This window comes from Kocuria turfanensis (assembly GCF_001580365.1).
GTDB lineage: Bacteria > Actinomycetota > Actinomycetes > Actinomycetales > Micrococcaceae > Kocuria > Kocuria turfanensis.
The window spans coordinates 2,957,314-2,975,996 of sequence record NZ_CP014480.1; the positions used below are offsets into that span (position 1 = coordinate 2,957,314).

Consider the following 18,683-nt stretch of genomic DNA (forward strand, 5'->3'; position numbering starts at 1 on the left):
GTCAGGACCTCAGTTCCAGGACGGTCTTGCCCACCCGGAACGGGGTCCCGGCGTCGAGGGGCACGGCCCGGGAGAGGCGCTGCTGGCCCACGAAGGTGCCGTTGGTGGAGCCGAGGTCCTCGAGGAACCAGCGGGAGCCCTGGGGGAAGAGCCGGGCGTGGCGCCCCGAGGCGTAGTCGTCGCCGAGGGGGACGGTGGCCTCGGGGGAGCGGCCCAGGAGGACCGGGGCGTTGCCCAGGGCGTAGCTGCGGCCCTGCAGCGGGCCCTCCAGCACCGCGAGGGTCTGCGGGCGGGAGCGCTGCTGGCCCGTGCCGGGGCCGGCGGCGGGCGGCGCGGCCGGCTCGGGGGCCGGCGGCGCGGCCGCGGCGCGCCGCTCCCCGCGGGACCGGCCCAGGACGGCCGGGAGCTTCCCGCCGACCGCCAGGTCACGGCCCTGGCTGGCCACGATGCTGAAGATGAAGATCCAGAGGAGGGCCAGGAAGCCGAAGCGGAGGAGGGTGACGGTCAGCTCGGACATTCAGCGGTTCCCCTTCGGGGTCAGGAGGCGGAACGTGATCCGGGTCCGTCCCATGGTGATCACGGAACCGTTGACCAGCTCGGAACGGCCGATCACCCGCTCCCCGTCCACGTAGGAACCGTTGGTCGAGCCGAGGTCCACGGCCAGGAAGTGCTCGCCCTGCCGGCGGATCTCGAGGTGCTTGCGGGACACCCCGGTGTCCTCCACGGTGATGTCCGCCTCGGCGGACCGGCCCAGCACGATCGAGTCCGCGTTGATGGAGAACCGTTCGCCCTCGACGTCGAGCACCGGGATCCAGCGCTGCGCGGGCGCGGCCTGGACGGGCGCGGCCTGGACGGGCGCGGCCTGGGTGGGCTCGTCCTCCGGGTCGCGGTGGCCGCGGGCGATCCGGTGCCCGCTCGGGGTGGCCGGCGTGTTCGGGGACTCGGCGGTGCGCTGCGCCGAGGAGTGCACGCGGAACTCGCCGGCCTCGACCTCGGGGTTGTGGGTGAAGGAGACCTTCACCGCTCCCTGCAGCGTGTAGGCCTGGCTGCGCGCGTGCTTGATCACGACGTCGCACAGCTCCTCGGCCAGCGGCGTGCCCCAGTCCTGGGCGCGGGGGAAGTCCTCGTCGGAGAACTCCACGACGAACACGTTGGGGGCCATGGTCCGCCCGGCGGAGATCGTGAACGCCTCCTGGTCGAGCTCGCGGCGCAGGGCGCTGGCGATCTCGACCGCCTCCACCCGCTTGCGGGAGCCCGTGGAGAAGGCGGCGCGGACGGCCTTCTCGATGTTCTTCTCGAGGCTCTCGAGGAATCCCATGCCGCCTCCTTCCTGGCGTCGATCGCGGTGCGCATGCCCCCGGTCTCGGGTCAGGCGCTCTCCAGGATAGTAGACGTGGTGCCTGTGAGCCGCGTCGAGGGCGGCAGGCGCGGCGGCGGACCCCTTGCCAGGACGCCGGGCCGGGGGAACAATTCTGGTATGAAGCACACTGATCAACGGGTCCTGTCCCTGGCCGCGCTCGCGGTCTCGGCGCTGCTGCTGGCCGGATGCGGTGACGGCGGCGGTGGCGGCGACGGCGACGGCGACGGCGACGGCGGTGGCGGGGAGCAGACCACGGGCGGAGCCGGGACCAGCGCCCCCGCCGAGCCGACCGGCACCGAGGGCTCGCCGACCGGTGCCGGGAGCCCCTCGGCCACGCCGTCGGGCACGGCGACCGGCGACGGGAGCCCCTCCGCGACGCCCTCGGGCACGGCCACCGCCGACGGGAGCCCCTCCGCGACACCCTCGGGCACCGCCACCTCGACCTCCTCGCCGGAGGCCGGGGGCGAGGCCGCCGCCGTGGTGGGCGCGGTCGTCGCGGCCGAGGAGGCCGTGACGGGAGGCCAGGTGTTCGAGATCGACCGCAAGGACGGCGAGGAGGGCTGGGAGGTCAAGCTCGCCGTCGGCGACCGGGAGAAGGAGGTCGACGTCTCCCGGGACGGCTCCGAGGTCACCCCGCAGGAGGGCGACGACCAGCTGGACCAGGAGGACCGCGAGCGGGTCGCCCAGGTGCAGGTCCCGCTGGAGGACGCCGTCCGGACCGCGCTGGACGAGGTGGACGGCACGCTCGACGGCGCCCAGCTCGACACGGAGGACGGCACCACCGTCTGGGAGGTCGACGTCGACGACCCCGACGGGACGTCCGTGGACGTGTACGTCAACGTGGCCAACGGCTCCGTCGTCAAGGTCGATCGCTGACCCGGTGACAGGGGCCCCGGGGCGCTCCGGGCAGCGGCAGCTGCGGCTCACGTTCCTCGGCCTGCTGATGGCCGTGCTGCTGGCCGCCCTCGACCAGACCATCGTGGCCACCGCCCTGCCCGCGATCGTCGGGGACCTCGACGGGCTGGACCGCATCTCGTGGGTGGTCACGGCGTACGTGCTGGCGGCCACGGTGGGCCTGCCGGTCTACGGGAAGCTGGGCGACCTCTACGGGCGCAAGCGGATCTTCCTCGTGGCCGTGGTGGTCTTCCTCCTGGGCTCGGTCCTGGCCGGCGCCGCCCAGGACATGACGCAGCTCATCGTGTTCCGCGCCCTGCAGGGCCTCGGCGGCGGAGGTCTGCTGATCGGGGCGCAGGCGATCATCGCGGACCTCGTCCCGGCGCGCGAGCGCGGGAAGTACATGGGCGTGATCGGGGCGGCCTTCGGCCTCGCCTCGGTGAGCGGGCCGCTGCTGGGCGGGTTCCTCACCGACCTCGTGAGCTGGCGCTGGGTGTTCTGCATCAACCTGCCGCTGGGCCTGGTCACGCTCGTGTTCATCCCCCGCTTCCTGCACCTGCCGCACGTCCCGCGCGGACGGGTGCGGCTGGACGTGCTCGGGACCGCGGTGCTGGCCGCGGGCAGCACCGCGTTCGTGCTGCTGACCACCTGGGCCGGCACCGCCCACCCCTGGGCGAGCCCGCCGATCCTCGGGCTGGCCGCGGCGGTGGCCGTGCTGACGGGGCTGTTCGTGCTGGTCGAGCGACGCGCCGCGGAGCCCATCATCCCGCTGCACCTGTTCCGGGTGCGCAACTTCGTGGTGCCCACGGCGGCGGCCGTCGGGATGGGCGTGGTCATGTTCGCCACGATCACCTACCTGCCCACGTACCTGCAGATGGTGGAGGGCGCCTCGGCCACGGCGGCCGGTCTGATGATGATCCCCGTGACGGCCGGGATGCTCGTCGGCACCATCGGCACGGGGCGCCGGATCGCGCGCACCGGTCGCTACCGGCTCTGGCCGGTCCTGGGCTCGGCGGTGATGGCCGCGGGCCTCGTGCTGCTCTCCACGATCGACGAGAGCACCCCCTACGCCCTGACGGCCACCGGCATGGTCGTGATCGGCCTCGGGATCGGCTGTCTCATGCAGAACCTCGTGCTGATCGTGCAGAACGCCGTGCCGCCGGAGGACGTGGGGGCCGCGACGTCCGCCTCGAACTACTTCCGGCAGACCGGCGCCTCCTTCGGGATCGCGGTGTTCGGCTCGGTGTTCGTCGCCCGGCTCGACGGCGTCCTCGGGGACGTACTGCCCCCGGCCGGGGCCGGGTCCGACGTCAACGCGCTGAGCCCGCAGGTGCTCGCCTCCCTGCCCGCCCCGGCGCAGGAGGCGGTGGCCCAGGCCTTCGCCCAGGCGCTGCCCCCGCTCTACCTGTGGGGGCTGCCGGTGGCCGCGGCGTGCCTGGTGCTGTCCCTGCTCATCGAGGAGCTCCCGCTGGGCACGGCCGCCGGCCCGGCCGCCGCGGGGACGGAGGAGCGCTCCGGGGAGCGGGCCGGGGCTGAACCGCCGGGCGCCGCTGACTAGGCTGGCCCCGAGACCGCCACCGCATGCCGAGGAGCAGCAGATGACCGATCCGCGCCCGTTCACCACCGCCGACCTCTACGACGAGCGCGGGGAGCAGCTGATGTCCTGCCCGCGCCAGTTCCTCGACCTGGGCGGGGTGCGGGCCTTCACCGGCCCGGTGCGCACGGTGCGCTGCTTCCAGGACAACGGCCTCGTCAAGGCGGTGCTCAACTCCCCGGGAGAGGGGGCGGTCCTGGTGGTGGACGGGCACGGCTCGATGGGCACCGCCCTGATGGGGGACATGATCGCGGAGTCCGCCGTGCGCAACGGCTGGGCCGGTGTCATCGTCAACGGGCCGGTCCGGGACCGGGTCGCCCTCGCCGGGCTGCCCCTGGGGGTCAAGGCGCTGGGCTCGAACCCGCGCAAGTCCGCCAAGGACGGCGTCGGGGAGCAGGACGTGCCGGTCGTCATCGAGGGCGTGACCTTCCGCCCCGGCCGCACCGTGTGGGCGGACGAGGACGGGATCCTGGTCGAGAGCTGAGCGGCCTACCGGCGCATGGGCACGTGCGGGATGCCGTCCTCCAGGAACGTCTTCCCGGTCCGGGCGAAGCCGAACCGCCCGTACCAGCCCTCCAGGTGGGCCTGGGCGTCGAGGACGACCGGGGCCGGACCGCAGCGGGCCAGCGCCGAGCGCAGCAGGGCGGCCGAGAGGCCCCGCCCGCGCGCGTCCGCGGCGGTGACCACGCGGCCGATCCGGAGCAGCGCGGACCCGTCCGGGGTGTCCTCCACGAGCAGCCGCAGCGTCGAGAGCACCCGCCCGTCCCGCTCGATCCAGCCGTGCCGGCAGCCGGGCTCGAAGTCCCGGCCGTCGAGCTCGGGGTAGGGGCAGGCCTGCTCCACGACGAACACGTCGGTGCGCAGCCGCAGGAGGCCGTACAGCTGGGCGGAGGACAGCTCGGCCGCCGTCGCCCAGCGCACGGGCGGGGACCCGGGACCCGGCCGCCCGGGCGGGGACCCGGGACCCGGCCGCCCGGGCACGGGGGCTGCCCCGGCATCGGCCACGCGATCGGCCAGGGCATCGGTGCCGGAGCCCGCCACGGAATCGTTCGCGGGATCGTTCACGGAGTCGTCCACGGAGCAGCAGGCTACCGGCTCAACCGGCCCGGTGGGTGAGCCGGCCGCCGCGCCACGTGGCGCGCACGCCGATGTGCTCCACCGACTCCCCGCGCCGGTGCACCTCCACCGGGTCCTGCTCGAGCACCACCAGGTCCGCCTGCTTGCCGACGGCGAGGGACCCGATCCGGTCGGACATGCCCAGGGCGGCCGCGGCCTCGGAGGTGTAGGCGGCCAGCGCCTCCATGACGTCCAGCCGCTCGGCGGCGGGGCCGAAGCGGCGACCGTCCCCGTCGAGGCGGTCGGTCCAGGCCTGGACGGAGCGCAGCACGTCGCCGTCGGCGACGGGGCGGTCGGAGCTGCCCGCGATCCGCACGCCCGCGTCGAGGAAGCTGCGGCCCCGGTAGGTCCAGTCCGTGCGCTGCGGGCCCAGCAGCCGGCGGAACTGCACGGCCATGGGGCGCAGGAAGCCGATCTGCGGGGTGACGCAGATCCCCGCGGCGGCGAGCCGCGGGAGCTGGTCGGGGCGGGTGATGCTCGCGTGCTCGATCCGGTTGGGGAAGCGGCGGCGTCCGTGCGCGTCCTGGCACCCGGTGATCACGTCGATCGCGAAGTCGATGGCCCGGTCCCCGATCGCGTGGGCGGCCACCGACCAGCCCGCCCGGTAGGCCTCCCGGATCGCCGCCGCCATCTGCTCGGAATTCTCCTGGAAGTACCCGGTGGAGTGCCCGCCGCCGCAGAAGGCCTCGGTCACCGCGGCGGTCTCCCCGAGCAGCGAGCCGTCGACGAAGACCTTCACCGGCCCCAGCACGAGCTCGTCGTCGCCGAACCCGGTGCGCAGCCCGAGGTCCAGCCCGCGGGCGGAGCCGTCCCCGAGCCCGCCGATCTCGTGCAGGACGTCCAGCACGGGCATCACCTGGGCACGGGCGTGCAGGGCGCCCTCCTCGCGCGCCCGCTGGTAGGCCTGCAGCTCGGCCGGGTTGTGCCCGATCCAGCCGCCGCCGATCCCGGCCTCCGCGAACGTGGTGATGCCCTCGGCGGCGTAGCGGGCGGTGGCGCGCTCGAGGGCCGCCACGATCTTGCCCAGCGGGTACGGGCGGAACAGCTCCTGGACCATCGCCTGGGCCGTCTCCTCGACCAGGCCGGTGGCACGCCCGGCGGCGTCGCGCACCACCCGCCCGCCCACCGGGTCCGGGGTGCCGGGGGTGAGCACCCCGGCCCGGCGCAGCGCCTCCGAGTTCACCACCGCGGCGTGGCCGGACGTGTGCCGGACGAACAGCGGCGTGCTGCCGGTGATGCGGTCCAGGACGTCGATGTCGGGCAGGGCCCCGCCCACGGTGGCCGGGTAGAAGCCGGTGGCCATGAGCCACTCCTCGTCCCGCGGCTTGGCGGCCATGCCCTGCTCCAGCGCCTCGTAGAGCCGGTCCAGGGAGGTGCACCCGGACAGGTCCACCTCGGCGAGGCCCAGCCCGAACCACGTGGTGTGGCAGTGCGCGTCCACGAACCCGGGCAGCACCGTGGCCCCGCCCAGGTCCACGGTCTCGGCCGCCGGGACGCCGGGGTCGTCGAGGACCACGATCCGCCCTCCGTGCACCCCCAGGCTCGACGCCCGCGGCCGGGCGGGGTCCATCGTGCGGACCGTGGCGTTGACGAGCAGGAGATCGAGCTGCATGGAGGTCCTTTCCGCGGGGCTGGTCCCATCGTGGCACCCCGGGCCCGGTCCCGCACGGCACCGCTGCCGCCCCGGCGCCGCCCCGGTGCGGCCCCCCGTCCGGGACCCGCGGGAGGAGGATCCGGTCAGCCGATGGCGGCGACGAGCTCCGTTGCCTGGCGGATGGCCCGCTTGGCGTCCAGCTCGGCCGCCACGTCCGCCCCGCCGATGAGGTGCACCGGCACGGCGTCGGCGTCGTGGCCGGCGGCGAGCAGCGCGTCGTGCAGCTGCCGCAGGGGTTCCTGGCCGGTGCACAGCACCACGGTGTCCACGGCGAGCACCTGCTCGACGGCCCCGGCGCCGTCCGGGCCGGGAACGGTGAGGTGCAGCCCGTCGTCGTCGATCCGCCGGTAGCCCACGCCGCTGAGGGCGCGCACGCCCCCGGCCTTGAGCGAGGCACGGTGGATCCACCCGGTGGTGCGGCCCAGGCCGGCCCCGGGCTTGCCGGGGGAGCGCTGCAGCAGCGTCACCTCGCGGGCCGGGCGCGGCGGCGCGGGCGGGACCAGGCCCCCGCGGGCGGTGAGCGTGGTGTCCACGCCCCACGCCCGGTAGAAGTCGGTCCCGGTGCCGGGGGAGTGCAGCAGGTACTCGGCGACGTCGAAGCCGATCCCCCCGGCGCCCAGGACGGCGACCCGCCGCCCGACGGGGGCGCCGTGCTGCAGGACGTCCCGGTAGCCCACGACCGAGGGGTGGTCCACGCCCTCGATCGCGGGCACGCGCGGCACCACGCCGGTGGCGAGCACCACGCGGTCGAAGCCGCCCAGGTGCGCGGGCGTGGCGGGGGTCCCCAGCCGCACGTCCACCCCGAGCTCCGCCAGCCGCACGCCGTAGTAGCGCAGGGTCTCGGCGTACTCCTCCTTGCCGGGGACGCGCAGGGCCATGCAGAACTGCCCGCCGATGTGCTCCTCGGCCTCGAACAGCGTCACGGCGTGGCCGGCCTCCGCGGCGCCGACCGCGAAGGCGAGCCCGGCGGGGCCCGCCCCGACCACCCCGATCCGCTCCCGCCCGCGGATTGACCAGGCAGGAGGCGGTGCGCCCGGCGAAGGTGTGGTCCAGGCAGGCCTGGTTGCAGGCGATGCAGGTGTTGATGGCGTCGGCGCGGCCCCGCGCGGCCTTGGCCACGAAGTCCGGGTCCGCGAGCAGCGGCCGGGCGAGGGAGACCATGTCCGCGTCGCCGTCGGCCAGGATCCGCTCCGCCGTCTCCGGGGTGTTGATGCGGTTCACCGCGACCAGCGGGATCCCGACCTCGCCCTTCAGCCGGCGGGTCACCCAGGAGAAGCCGCCGCGGGGGACGACCGTGGCGATGGTGGGGATGCGGGCCTCGTGCCAGCCGATGCCCGTGTTGAGCAGCGTGGCCCCGGCGGCCTCGACCGCCCGCGCCAGCTCCACGACCTCCTCGACCGTGGAGCCGCCCGGGACCAGGTCCAGCATCGACAGCCGGTAGATCAGGAGGAACTCCGGGCCCGTGCGCTCGCGGACGCGGCGGACGATCTCGACGGGCAGGCGCATCCGGTTCGCCCAGCACCCGCCCCACTCGTCGGTGCGGTGGTTGGTCTCGGCGGCGACGAACTCGTTGATGAGGTAGCCCTCGGAGCCCATGATCTCCACGCCGTCGTAGCCGGCCTCCCGGGCCCGGGCCGCGGTGCGGGCGAAGTCCTCGATGGTCCGCTCGATCTCCTCGCCGGTGAGCTCGTGCGGGACCACCGGGCTGATGGGGGCGCGCAGCGGACTGGGGGCCACCGCGGCCGGGGCCTTGGCGTAGCGGCCGGAGTGCAGGATCTGCAGCGCGATCCGCCCGCCCTCGGCGTGCACGGCCCCGGTCACCAGGCGGTGCCGGGCCACCTCCTCGGGGGTGCGCAGGAGGGCGCCACCGGCGCGGGTGGCGCCCTCGGGGTTGGGCCCGACGCCGCCCGTGACGATGAGCCCGACGCCGCCGCGCACCCGCTCCGCGTAGAACGCCGCGAGCCGCTCGAACCCACCGGGCTGCTCCTCGAGCCCGGTGTGCATCGAGCCCATGAGCACCCGGTTCGGCAGGGTCGTGCCGCCCAGCTGCAGGGGCGACAGCAGGTGCGGATAGGGCAGGGTCATCCGATACTCCTCGTCTCAGGTACCTGGGTCACCGTAGGCGAGAAGTGATGTGCGCCACAAGTCGGTGCGGAGGGGTGTCAGAGCTCGCGCAGCCGCTCCTTCCAGAACGCCCGCCGGTGCTCGACGTCCTCGGGGGAGGCCAGCCCCGAGTGGCTCACCCCGACCGTGCACCGCCCGGCGTCCTTGGCCCTGATGTGCACCGTGACCCGGGAGCCGTCGACCAGGCGCACCCGCCAGTACCGCCACGCCTCGGTGGCGCTCGTGCCGGGCCGGCCCTCGGGGGCCGCTCCGGCGACCTCGGGGGCTCGGCCCATGAGGGTGTCCCAGCGGGCCAGCACCTCGTCCGCCGTGCCGGGCACGGTCCGGCCGGCGCTGACGGCCCAGCTCCCGTCCCCGGCCTGGCCGGGGCGCCGGGTGCCGATGTGCTGCTCGTAGGCCACCGTGATCTGCTGGGCCCACCACCCGGGGTTCGCGACGACGCCGTCGAGCTGCTCGGTCAGGTGCCGGGCGATCCGGGCATGGCTCATCCGGCGGGCGCCGTGGGCGTCGAGCCGGGCCGTCCAGGTCTCCCACGGGGTGCCCGTGGCCTCGGCGATGCCGCGCGTGCTGGTGCCCCGGGTGCTCATGGGCTCCAGGGTAGCGGCGGCCGGGCGCGGAGCGCGGCCGGTGCGGCTCAGTCCCCGGCCGTGGGACCGGGCCCGTCCGCGCCGGCGCCGAAGTCCGGGTCGGCGGGGTCCTCGGCGTCGCCCGCGCTCGGGACGCGCTGGCCGGCGTTGGTCTGGCCCAGCGGATCCTGGGCGGTCTCGAGGTCGCGCGCCGGGGTGTCGGGCACGCCGACGTCGTCGGCCAGGTGCGGGTCGTCGGGGAGCTGGTTGCCGGGAGTCGTCATGGCCCCATCCCATCAGCGGCTCCGGGGCCCTGGCAAGGGGTGCGCAGCGGGAAGGCCGGCGGCGGATATCGCGCTCAGCGAATGGACAGGGTGCTGACAGTCCACGGGGGCCGTGGGATAGTGGGTCGGGAGGGCCCGCTCCGGCGGGCCGCCCACCGTTGTCGATCGAGGCCGCCGCCCGGCGGCGGCCGGAACCAGGAGACGATCCCATGGCCACCACGAACCAGAGCGCCGCCCCCTACACCGTGCCCGGCCTGTCCACGGAGAACGGTCACGAGGTCGCCCAGACCCTGCAGCAGCGCCTACACGCGCTCAACGACCTCCAGCTGACCCTCAAGCACGCCCACTGGAACGTGGTCGGGCCCAACTTCATCTCCGTGCACGAGATGCTGGACCCGCAGATCGAGCTCGTGCGCGGCTTCGTCGACGAGCTGGCCGAGCGGATGGCCACCATGGGCGTGGGCCCCAGCGGCCTGCCCGGGGATCTCGTGCAGGCCCGCACGTGGGACGACTACTCGGTCCACCGCGCCACCGCCGTGGAGCACCTCGCGGCCCTGGACCTCGTCTACAACGGGATCATCGAGGACCACCGGGACGCCATCCAGAAGGTGGGGGAGCTCGATCCCATCACCGAGGACATGCTCATCGGCCAGGTCAAGGAGCTCGAGCTCTTCCAGTGGTTCATGCGCGCCCACCTGGAGAACAGCGGCGGTGTCCTGCAGCACGGCGGCGCCCGCACGGAGCAGGACGCGGCGGAGTCCGCCGCGCAGTAGTCCGCGCCGTCGTCCTCTCTGTCGTTCGCCCAGCGGAACCTGCCGCCACCGTGGCAGCCACCGGTCGCCCCGGCCCCGCCGACCCCCGCGGTCCGCGGGGCCGGGGCGCGTTCACGGTCATGACCTTCAACGTCCGCCGCCCCCTGCCGCGGTACCGCCGCGGCGCCCCGGACGCGTGGTTCACCCGTGCGCCGGCGGTGCAGGCGGTGCTGCGCGCCCACCGGCCGCAGCTGGCCGCCCTCCAGGAGGTCCACCCGGAGCAGCTGCACCCGCTGCGCGAGGCGCTGGGCCCGGGGCACGTGCTCCTGGGCACGGGCCGGGACGCCGGCGGGCGCGGCGAGCGCTGCCTGCTGGCCGTGGACACCACCCGCTTCACGGTGGACCGGTGGCGGCAGCGGTGGCTGTCCCGCACCCCGGAGGTCCCCGGCTCCCGGGGGGCCGGGGACGTCTTTCCGCGCACCGCGGTCCTCGCGGACCTCACGGACCGGCGCACCGGGGTGGCCTGGCGGGCGGTCGCCACCCACCTGGACCCGTGGCCGGAGCGCGCCCGGCTGCGGCAGCTGGCCGCCCTGCAGGGCCTGCTCCTCGGGTGGGAGGGGCCGCTGCTGCTGCTCGGGGACTGGAACGCGGCCGCCGGGCGGTCCCGGACGTGGGACGCCGCCGTGGCCGGCGGGCTGCGCGACACCCTCCCCCCGGACGCCCCCGGCACCTTCCACCGCTACCGCCGGCCGGGGGCGCGGACGCCGCGGCTGGACTGGATCCTGCACGGCGGCCCCGTCCGCGTCCTGGGCTCCCAGGTCCTGGCCGAGCGCCCGGGCGGGGTGTGGGCCTCGGACCACTTCCCGGTGCTGGCCGAGCTGGAGCACGACGGCGGGACCGCCCGCTGAGCCCGGGGCCCGTCAGTAGACGATGCTGAACACCCAGGTGGCCAGGGTCGTCGTGACGAGCGTGATCAGGGCGATGCCGATGAGGTTGAGCCACAGCCCGCCGCGCAGCATCTGCCCGATGGTCACGTAGCCGGAGCCGAAGGCGATCGCGTTCGGCGGCGTGGCGACCGGCAGCATGAACGCACAGGTGGCCGCGAGGGCCACCGGAACGGCCAGCAGCATCGGGTCCAGCCCGAGGCCGAGGGCCACTCCGCCGGAGACCGGCAGGAACGTGGCGGCCGTGGCCGTGTTGCTGGTGAGCTCGGTCAGGAACAGGATGCCGGCGGCGAGGATCGCCACGAGGAGGACCACCGGCACCGTGCCCAGGGCGGTGGCGCCCTCCCCGATCCAGTCGGTCAGCCCGGAGGAGGAGAACTGGGAGGACAGGGCCAGCCCTCCTCCGAAGAGCAGGAGCACGCCCCAGGGCAGCTTGACGGCGGTCTCCCAGTCCAGCAGCCGGACCCCGCGCCGGGCGCCGGCGGGAAGCAGGAACAGCAGAAGCCCCACGACCATGGCGATGCCGGCGTCGCTGATCGGCGGGTCCTCGAAGAGGACGGGCACGAGGACCCAGCTGAGCGCGGCCAGCACGAACACGGCGAGCACCAGCTTCTCGCCGGTGGACATGGGACCGAGCTTGCGCAGCTCGCCGTCGATCAGCTTCCGGCCGCCGGGGATCTCGTCGATCTCGGGCCTGAACAGCACCTTGGTGAGCAGGAACCAGGCGATGCCGAGCATGACGACGGACAGCGGGACGCCCACGAGCATCCACTGGCCGAAGCCCACGGTGATGCCGTGGGCCTCCTGCAGATAGCCGACCATCAGCGTGTTGGGCGGAGTGCCGATGATCGTGCTCAGCGAGCCGATCGAAGCGGCGTAGGCGATGCCCAGCATCAGCGCGGTCCCGAAGTCCGACGCGATGACGGCTTCCTTCGCCTCGGCGCTCTGCGGGTCCGCGCCCTCCAGCTCGGCGTCGTGCAGGGCGCCCTCCTCCGCGCTGTCGGAGCCCGGCCCGGAGGCCCCCAGCAGGTTCGGCAGCAGCAGCAGCACGGACACGCCGATGGGCAGCATCATGACCGCGGTGGCGGTGTTGGAGACCCACATGCTGAGGAAGGCCGTGGCGACCATGAAGCCGGCCACCATCCGGGTCGGCTTGGTCCCCATCACCCGGACCGTGCGCAGGGCGATCCGGCGGTGCAGGTTCCAGCGCTGCATCGCCAGGGCGAGCAGGAACCCGCCCATGAACAGGAAGATGATGTTGCTGCCGTAGGAGGCCCCGACGTCGTCGACCGCGACGTCCTCCCCGAGCACGGGGAAGATGATCAGCGGCAGCAGCGCGGTGGCCGGGATCGGGATGGCCTCGGTCATCCACCACACGCCCATCAGGACGGCCGTGGCGGCGGTGAGCTTGGCGGGGTGGGCCAGGTCCGCGGGCAGCACGGCGTAGACCGACAGGGAGAGGGCCAGGCCGGCGACCAGGCCCGTCCACCGGACCCGGTGCGTCTTCCGGCGCTCCGCGGGGGCCTGCTCCCCGGGGGACAGCAGGTCGGCGCCCCCGCCGCCCCGCGAGGTGCCGTGATGGTCCTTCAGGTGCGCTCCGGGAATGGGGGGTCGGTCGCTCATCTGTGCTCCAAAGTGGTCGGGTCGGTCGTGTTCCGGATCAGGGATCGGGGGCGCCGGCGTCCCACGGGGCGGTGCGCGTCGCACCCGAGCCCGCGGAGGTCGTCGTGGACGGCACCCCCGCCGGGACGCCCGTGCGCGACGACGCCTGGACCTCCGGCAGCCGGATGCAGGCGGCGACGTGCTCGCGGGCGGTGGGCCCGCGGTTCCCGTGCCGCAGCTGCGGCGAGGCGCCCCGGGGCGGCGGGGGCGGCACCGGGACGGGCACGGTGCGGGCGCACTCGTCGGCGGCCCACGGGCAGCGGGTGCGGAAGACGCAGCCGGAGGGCGGGTGCAGGGGGGAGGGTACCTCGCCCTCGAGCGGTGCGGTCCGCCGCCGCCGCTCCGCCACGGGGTCCGCGGCGGGGGCCGAGGCGAGCAGGGCCTTCGTGTAGGGGTGGGCGGGGGCGTCGAAGACGTCCTGCACGTCCCCGTCCTCCATCAGCCGCCCCAGGTACATCACCAGCACGTGGTCGCTCATGTGCTCCACCACGGCGAGGTCGTGGGCGATGAACAGGTAGGTGAGCCCGAGCTCGCCCTGCAGCCGGTTGAGCAGGTTCATGATCTGGGCCTGCACCGAGACGTCCAGCGAGGCGGTGACCTCGTCGAGGATGATCAGGTCCGGCTCGCCCGCCAGGGCCCGGGCGATGGACACCCGCTGGCGCTGCCCGCCGGAGAGCTCGTGGGGGTACCGGTCCAGGAACCGGCCGGACAGCCCCACGAGCTCGAACAGCTCCGCCACCCGGCGGCGGCGGCCGGCCCGGTCCCCGCCGAGGCCGTGCACCTCCAGCGGCTCCTCGACGGCGCGAAAGACGTGCTGGCGCGGGTCCAGGGAGGCGAACGGGTCCTGGAACACCATGGCGATCCGCCGGCGCAGGGCCTTGAGCTCCTTGCCCCGCACCGAGGTGATGTCCCGGCCGTCGAGCAGCACGGTCCCCGCGCTGGGCTCCACGAGATGCATCAGCGCGTTGGCCACCGTGGACTTCCCGGAGCCGGACTCGCCCACCAGGGACACAGTGCGGCCCCGGTGGATGTCGAAGTCGATCCCCGCCACCGCGTGCACCACGCCCTTGCCGCGGTCGGTGGTGACGGGGAAGCGGACCTGCAGGTCCCGCACGCTCAGCAGCGGGCGCTCGTCGTCGGTCATCGGGCTCCTCCTGTCCGGTCGGTGCGCTCCGCGCCGTAGAAGCTGCGCACCGTGTGCTCCGGGCCCACGGCGGTCTCCGGCGGGCGCTCGGTCTCGCAGCGGGGGTCCCCGCGGACCGGGCAGCGGTCCCAGAACAGGCAGCCCGGCGGCAGGCGCTTGGGGTCCGGGGGGCTGCCGGGGATCACGGCGAGCTCGCCCTTGCGGCCGGCGGTCTGCGGCCGGGAGGCCATCAGCCCCCGCGTGTAGGGGTGGTGGGGGTCGGTGAAGAGCTCCTCGAGCGGCGCGGACTCCACCACCTGCCCGCCGTAGAGCACGGCCACCCGGTCCGCGATCCCGGCGACCACCCCGAGGTCGTGGCTGATCCAGATCACGCTCATGCCGCGGGACGCCTGCAGCTGCTTGACCTGCTCGAGGATCTGGGCCTGGGTGGTGACGTCGAGGGCGGTGGTCGGCTCGTCCGCCACGAGCAGCTCGGGGTCGCAGGCCAGGGCCAGCGCGATCATCACGCGCTGCTTCATCCCGCCGGAGAGCTGGTGCGGGTAGGAGGCGAGGCGGGACTGCGGGTCGGGGATGCCCACGGCCTCGAGCAGCTCGAGGGCGCGGCGGCGGGCCTCGCGGCGGGTCAGGCCCAGGTGGAAGCGCGGGGCCTCGGTGAGCTGCTGCTCGACCGTCAGCACGGGGTTCAGGGACGTGGACGGGTCCTGGAAGACGAAGCCGACCCGCTTGCCGTGGACGCCGCGCAGCCGCCGGGGGTCCATGGCCACGATGTCCTGGCCGTCCAGCAGGGACTGCCCGCTCACCCGTGCGGGCGGGGAGTCGATCAGCCCGGTGGCGGCGAGCACCGTCATGGACTTCCCGGAGCCGGACTCGCCCACGATGCCCAGGGTGCCCCCGCGGGGGACGGAGAAGGACACGCCGTTGACGATCTCGGCCGGGCCGATGCGCACGGAGAGGTCGCGCACGTCCAGCAGCACGTCCCCTCCGGTGGGCGTCGGCCGGGCGGGCCGGCGGTGCTCGGTCGTGCTCATCAGGCGCTCCTGCGGATCTCGTCGGCGGTGCGCTGGCGCGGGTCCAGGACGTCGCGCATGCCGTCGCCCACGAGGTTGAACGCCAGCACGGTGAGGAAGATCGCCAGGCCCGGGAACACGCTCATCCACCAGGCGTCGTAGATGAAGGCCTGCGCGTCGTAGAGCATCCGGCCCCAGGACGGATCCGGGGGCTGGACGCCCAGGCCCAGGAAGGACAGCGCGGCCTCGGAGAGGATCGCGAAGGCCAGCGAGAGGGAGGTCTGGACGGTGATCGGGCCCATGATGTTCGGCAGCACGTGCCGGCGCAGGATCAGCCCGTTGGACGCCCCGACGGACACCGAGGCCTTGACGTAGAGCTCCTCGCGGACGGCGAGCGTGGAGGCGCGGGTGATCCGGGCGAAGATGGGGGTGTAGACCACCCCGATCGCGATCATCGCCGTGGTCAGCCCGGGCCCGAGCACGGCCACGATCGCCATGGCCAGCAGCAGGATGGGGAACGCGAAGAGCACGTCGGCGCTGCGCATGATCACCGTGTCCAGCCAGCCCCCGAAGAAGCCGGCCACCAGCCCCACGGCCACCCCCACCACCAGGGCGATGCCCACCGCCACGAGCCCCACGGTCAGCGAGACGCGGGCCGAGAGCACCACCCGGGAGAACACGTCCCGGCCCAGTTCGTCGGTGCCGAACAGGTGCGCGCCCGAGGGCGGGCGCAGGGCGTTGACCACGTCGATGTCGTTGGCGCCGTAGGGCGCGATCCAGCGCCCGAACAGCGCCAGCAGCACCACCAGCAGCAGGATCACCAGTCCCGCCGCCGTGACCTTGTTGGAGACCAGCATCCGCACGGTGCCGGTGCGCCCGGCCTCCTCGGGGATCTCCGCGGGTCCGGGGCCCGGAACGCGGGGCTCGGGCGGGGGCGTCCGGTCGTTGCTCATGACACACGGATCCTCGGGTCGACGACGGCGTACAGGATGTCCACCAGCAGGTTGATGAGCAGGAACATCAGGGCGATCAGCAGCACCGTGCCCTGGACCACCGGGTAGTCGCGGGCCGCGACGGCGTCGAACACCAGCCGCCCCAGCCCCGGCCACGCGAAGACCACCTCGATCACGATGAGCCCGCCCAGCATCGTCGCGGCCTGCACGCCCGCCACGGTCAGGATCGGCACGAGGGCGTTGCGCAGCACGTGCCGGCCCACGACCGTCCGGCGGGGCAGTCCCTTGGAGCGGGCGGTGCGGACGTAGTTGGAGCCGACGACGTCGAGCACCGCCGAGCGCACGTAGCGGGTCATGATCGACCCGGAGACCACCCCCACGGCCAGGCCCGGCAGGATCACCCGTTGGAGCCAGCCCCACGGGTCCTCGGTGAAGGGCACGTAGCCGGAGGGCGGCAGCAGCCCGAGCATCGTGGAGAACACGATGATCAGCAGCAGCCCCAGCCAGAAGTCGGGGACCGAGACGCCGAACTGGCTCACGGCGCGGATCCCGCCGTCCGCCGCGGAGCCCCGGCGCAGGGCGGCCCAGGTGCCGAGCGGGAAGGCGATGAGCAGCGCGATCGCGATCCCGGCCAGGGCCAGGGACACCGTGGCCGGCAGCCGGTCCAGGAGGATGAGCGTCACCGGCTCCCCGCTGCGGAAGCTCACGCCCAGGTTCCCCGTCAGGGCGTTGCCGATGTAGGCGAAGAACTGCACCAGCAGCGGCCGGTCCAGCCCGGAGGCCTCGCGCAGCGCGTCGTAGGACTCCTGCGTGAACCGGGTGCCCAGGGCCACCCGCACCGGGTCGCCGGGGACGAGCTGCAGGAGGGCGAAGACCACCACCAGCACCCCGAGGAGCACCACCGCGGTGTGCAGCAGGCGCTTGGCGAGAAATCTCAGGAGCGGGCTGGTCATTCCGTGTCCTCCTCGAGCCGGACGTCCTTGAACCGGATCGCCCGGTCCGGGCGGGCCTCGTAGCCCTGCAGCTCGGGGGCCCAGGCCTGGACCACGTCGGGGTTGTAGAGGTAGACGTAGCTGGCGTCGTCCACGATCTGCTCCGCCGCCCGGTCGTAGAGCTCCTTGCGGGCGTCCGGGTCGGTCTCGGTGCGCCCCGCCTCCAGCAGCCGGTCGACCTCGGGGTTGCTGTAGCCCTGGGCGTTGTTGGAGCCCTCCGAGTGGTGCTGGTTGTAGTAGTAGTCGTTCACGTCCACGTTGCCGAGCCAGCCCAGCAGCAGCATGTCGAAGTTGCCCTGCGCCTGCTCGTCGAGCCAGGTGGCGAAGTCCAGGGTCCGGATGTTCGTGGACACCCCGATGTCGGAGAGGTTCGCCGCGATCACCTGGGCGGCCGTGACCGTCTCCGGGTACTCGTTGGTGACCATGAGGTCGATGGTCTCCCCGGCGAGCCCGGAGCTCTCGGCGAGCTGCCGGGCCCGCTCCGGGTCCTGCTCGAAGGGCGCGTACTCGTGGTACCAGACCGAGGTCTCCGGGACCGCGGTCTGGTTGATCGTGGCGTTGCCGTACCAGGTGACCTGGGCGATGGCCTCCCGGTCGATGGCCCGGGCCACGGCCAGGCGCGCCTCGGGGGAGTCGAAGGGCGGGCGGGCCTGGTTCATGGTGACGTACCAGTAGTCCGTCGAGGGGACCCCGGCGACCTCGACGTCGGGGTTCTGCCGCAGAGAGTTCACCCGCTGCGGCGGGATGGAGTCGGTCCAGTGCACCTCGCCGGCGGTGAGGTCGGCGAGCGCGGTGCTGCCCTCCGAGATGAACCGGTAGACGACCCCGGGCACGTGGGGTCCCTCGCCCCAGTAGTCGTCGTTGGCCCGCAGGGTCACGGCCGTGCCGGCGGTGTTGCCCGCCACCTCGAACGGGCCGGTGCCCACCGGGTCGAGCTGGACGTCCCCGCTCTCCACGTTCTGCTGCTCGACGATGGCCATGCCCTTGTACCCGCCGATCGCGGCGAGCAGGGCGGGCGTCGGCTGGGACACGTCGATGCGCACGGTGTGCTCGTCCACCGCCACGACGTCCTCGACGGCGGACAGCCGGTAGGCGTTGGCCAGCTGCTCGTCGATGATCCGGTCGTAGGAGTAGACGACGTCCTCGGCGGTGAACGGGGAGCCGTCGTGGAAGACGACGTCCTCGCGCAGGCGGAACGTCCAGGACAGCTGGTCCTCGCTGACCTCCCAGGACTCGGCGAGGGCCGGCTGCATCTCGAGGTTCTCGTCCGGCTCCACCAGGGTGTCGTAGACGTTCTCCAGGATCTGGAAGGAGAAGTAGGCGCTGGTGTTGTGGGGGTCCAGCTGGTCGGGCTCCCCGGCGATGGCGACCCGGAGGTAGTCGTCGGTGTCCAGCTCCCCGGCCCCCGCGAGGTCCACGCCCTCGCCCACCGAACAGGCGCTCAGGGCCAGCCCCGCGGCGGCGGCCAGCCCGACGATCCGTGCTCCGCGTGCCATGGGCCGCCTCCCGGTGGTAGGAATGAGCCGTCCGCCCCGTGGGCTCCGGCAGGCCGGGTCCGGCCGCCCTGCCGGTGCACACCTGGTCGTCGGTGTCCTCCCACCCTATGCAGGCGGGACGGCCCCCGACCACATCTGCCG

The 18,683-nt window shown here is 74.1% G+C and carries 17 protein-coding genes and 1 pseudogene; 5 read left to right on the plus strand and 13 right to left on the minus strand.

The genetic code is table 11. From position 1 onward, the window contains the following. Position 1: 1 nt before the first annotated feature. Both AYX06_RS13605 and AYX06_RS13610 read right to left on the minus strand, forming a co-directional pair. Entirely contained in the window at positions 2–517 is a 516-nt protein-coding gene (locus tag AYX06_RS13605) for an FHA domain-containing protein FhaB/FipA (protein WP_062736230.1), read from the minus strand. Next, positions 518–1,318 carry an FhaA domain-containing protein gene (locus tag AYX06_RS13610; protein WP_062736231.1) on the minus strand — a complete coding sequence of 267 codons (801 nt, stop codon included), beginning with the start codon at positions 1,316–1,318 and terminating at the stop codon, positions 518–520. Between the two features lie 159 nt (positions 1,319–1,477). Between AYX06_RS13610 and AYX06_RS13615 the strand changes: the two genes are divergently transcribed. Genes AYX06_RS13615 through rraA form a run of 3 tightly spaced genes read left to right on the plus strand, consistent with a single transcriptional unit; the run spans position 1,478 to position 4,332 of the window. After that, a complete protein-coding gene (locus tag AYX06_RS13615) occupies positions 1,478–2,236 on the plus strand; it encodes a PepSY domain-containing protein (protein WP_062736232.1) in 759 nt (252 codons plus the stop codon). Positions 2,237–2,240: 4 nt separating this feature from the next. Beyond that, positions 2,241–3,812 carry an MDR family MFS transporter gene (locus AYX06_RS13620; RefSeq protein WP_232319313.1) on the plus strand — a complete coding sequence of 524 codons (1,572 nt, stop codon included), beginning with the start codon at positions 2,241–2,243 and terminating at the stop codon, positions 3,810–3,812. 40 nt (positions 3,813–3,852) lie between these two features. Next, entirely contained in the window at positions 3,853–4,332 is a 480-nt protein-coding gene (gene rraA, locus AYX06_RS13625) for a ribonuclease E activity regulator RraA (RefSeq protein WP_062736234.1), read from the plus strand. A gap of 5 nt (positions 4,333–4,337) precedes the next feature. On the opposite strand, the gene AYX06_RS13630 is transcribed toward rraA, so the two are convergent. The 5 genes and pseudogenes from AYX06_RS13630 to AYX06_RS13650 form a co-directional block, all read right to left on the minus strand. Beyond that, positions 4,338–4,925 (minus strand): GNAT family N-acetyltransferase, encoded by a 588-nt coding sequence (locus AYX06_RS13630; protein WP_307725505.1) that lies wholly within the window; start codon positions 4,923–4,925, stop codon positions 4,338–4,340. A 19-nt stretch (positions 4,926–4,944) separates the two neighbouring features. Continuing rightward, complete coding sequence (locus AYX06_RS13635) at positions 4,945–6,576, minus strand: amidohydrolase (protein ID WP_062736235.1); 1,632 nt, start codon at positions 6,574–6,576, stop codon at positions 4,945–4,947. Positions 6,577–6,701: 125 nt separating this feature from the next. After that, positions 6,702–8,703, minus strand: a pseudogene (locus AYX06_RS13640) (oxidoreductase). Between the two features lie 77 nt (positions 8,704–8,780). Beyond that, positions 8,781–9,329, minus strand: a complete 549-nt coding sequence (locus AYX06_RS13645; RefSeq protein WP_062736236.1) for a hypothetical protein — start codon at positions 9,327–9,329, stop codon at positions 8,781–8,783. A gap of 47 nt (positions 9,330–9,376) precedes the next feature. Beyond that, a complete protein-coding gene (locus AYX06_RS13650) occupies positions 9,377–9,592 on the minus strand; it encodes a hypothetical protein (RefSeq protein WP_062736237.1) in 216 nt (71 codons plus the stop codon). Between the two features lie 209 nt (positions 9,593–9,801). On the opposite strand from AYX06_RS13650, the gene AYX06_RS13655 reads away from it, so the two are divergent. Beyond that, positions 9,802–10,365 carry a Dps family protein gene (locus AYX06_RS13655; RefSeq protein ID WP_062736238.1) on the plus strand — a complete coding sequence of 188 codons (564 nt, stop codon included), beginning with the start codon at positions 9,802–9,804 and terminating at the stop codon, positions 10,363–10,365. Positions 10,366–10,484: 119 nt separating this feature from the next. Then, complete coding sequence (locus AYX06_RS13660) at positions 10,485–11,252, plus strand: endonuclease/exonuclease/phosphatase family protein (RefSeq protein WP_147017705.1); 768 nt, start codon at positions 10,485–10,487, stop codon at positions 11,250–11,252. Between the two features lie 12 nt (positions 11,253–11,264). Here the strand turns inward: AYX06_RS13660 and AYX06_RS13665 are convergent, their stop codons facing one another. The 6 genes from AYX06_RS13665 to AYX06_RS13690 are packed head-to-tail and all read right to left on the minus strand — an operon-like array spanning position 11,265 to position 18,542. Then, complete coding sequence (locus AYX06_RS13665; protein WP_084271630.1) at positions 11,265–12,911, minus strand: SLC13 family permease; 1,647 nt, start codon at positions 12,909–12,911, stop codon at positions 11,265–11,267. A gap of 37 nt (positions 12,912–12,948) precedes the next feature. Then, complete coding sequence (locus tag AYX06_RS13670; protein WP_062736240.1) at positions 12,949–14,094, minus strand: ABC transporter ATP-binding protein; 1,146 nt, start codon at positions 14,092–14,094, stop codon at positions 12,949–12,951. Beyond that, positions 14,091–15,122, minus strand: coding sequence for an ABC transporter ATP-binding protein (locus tag AYX06_RS13675; protein ID WP_062736241.1), 1,032 nt, complete (start codon positions 15,120–15,122; stop codon positions 14,091–14,093). Before AYX06_RS13675 ends, AYX06_RS13670 begins: the two co-directional genes overlap by 4 nt. Beyond that, positions 15,122–16,054, minus strand: a complete 933-nt coding sequence (locus tag AYX06_RS13680) for an ABC transporter permease (RefSeq protein ID WP_084271631.1) — start codon at positions 16,052–16,054, stop codon at positions 15,122–15,124. Before AYX06_RS13680 ends, AYX06_RS13675 begins: the two co-directional genes overlap by 1 nt. Further along, entirely contained in the window at positions 16,051–17,007 is a 957-nt protein-coding gene (locus AYX06_RS13685; protein WP_062736242.1) for an ABC transporter permease, read from the minus strand. Before AYX06_RS13685 ends, AYX06_RS13680 begins: the two co-directional genes overlap by 4 nt. Next, positions 17,004–18,542 (minus strand): ABC transporter substrate-binding protein, encoded by a 1,539-nt coding sequence (locus AYX06_RS13690; protein WP_062736243.1) that lies wholly within the window; start codon positions 18,540–18,542, stop codon positions 17,004–17,006. Before AYX06_RS13690 ends, AYX06_RS13685 begins: the two co-directional genes overlap by 4 nt. Positions 18,543–18,683: the final 141 nt, after the last annotated feature.

Coding starts and splice junctions, on each gene's coding strand:
- AYX06_RS13615 (WP_062736232.1), top strand. CDS start 1,478: ATGAAGCACACTGATCAACGGGTCCTGTCCCTGGCCGCGCTCGCGGTC.
- AYX06_RS13655 (WP_062736238.1), top strand. CDS start 9,802: ATGGCCACCACGAACCAGAGCGCCGCCCCCTACACCGTGCCCGGCCTG.
- AYX06_RS13665 (WP_084271630.1), bottom strand. CDS start 12,911: ATGAGCGACCGACCCCCCATTCCCGGAGCGCACCTGAAGGACCATCAC.
- AYX06_RS13660 (WP_147017705.1), top strand. CDS start 10,485: ATGACCTTCAACGTCCGCCGCCCCCTGCCGCGGTACCGCCGCGGCGCC.
- AYX06_RS13680 (WP_084271631.1), bottom strand. CDS start 16,054: ATGAGCAACGACCGGACGCCCCCGCCCGAGCCCCGCGTTCCGGGCCCC.
- AYX06_RS13635 (WP_062736235.1), bottom strand. CDS start 6,576: ATGCAGCTCGATCTCCTGCTCGTCAACGCCACGGTCCGCACGATGGAC.
- AYX06_RS13690 (WP_062736243.1), bottom strand. CDS start 18,542: ATGGCACGCGGAGCACGGATCGTCGGGCTGGCCGCCGCCGCGGGGCTG.
- AYX06_RS13645 (WP_062736236.1), bottom strand. CDS start 9,329: ATGAGCACCCGGGGCACCAGCACGCGCGGCATCGCCGAGGCCACGGGC.
- AYX06_RS13670 (WP_062736240.1), bottom strand. CDS start 14,094: ATGACCGACGACGAGCGCCCGCTGCTGAGCGTGCGGGACCTGCAGGTC.
- AYX06_RS13605 (WP_062736230.1), bottom strand. CDS start 517: ATGTCCGAGCTGACCGTCACCCTCCTCCGCTTCGGCTTCCTGGCCCTC.
- AYX06_RS13650 (WP_062736237.1), bottom strand. CDS start 9,592: ATGACGACTCCCGGCAACCAGCTCCCCGACGACCCGCACCTGGCCGAC.
- rraA (WP_062736234.1), top strand. CDS start 3,853: ATGACCGATCCGCGCCCGTTCACCACCGCCGACCTCTACGACGAGCGC.
- AYX06_RS13685 (WP_062736242.1), bottom strand. CDS start 17,007: ATGACCAGCCCGCTCCTGAGATTTCTCGCCAAGCGCCTGCTGCACACC.
- AYX06_RS13610 (WP_062736231.1), bottom strand. CDS start 1,318: ATGGGATTCCTCGAGAGCCTCGAGAAGAACATCGAGAAGGCCGTCCGC.
- AYX06_RS13675 (WP_062736241.1), bottom strand. CDS start 15,122: ATGAGCACGACCGAGCACCGCCGGCCCGCCCGGCCGACGCCCACCGGA.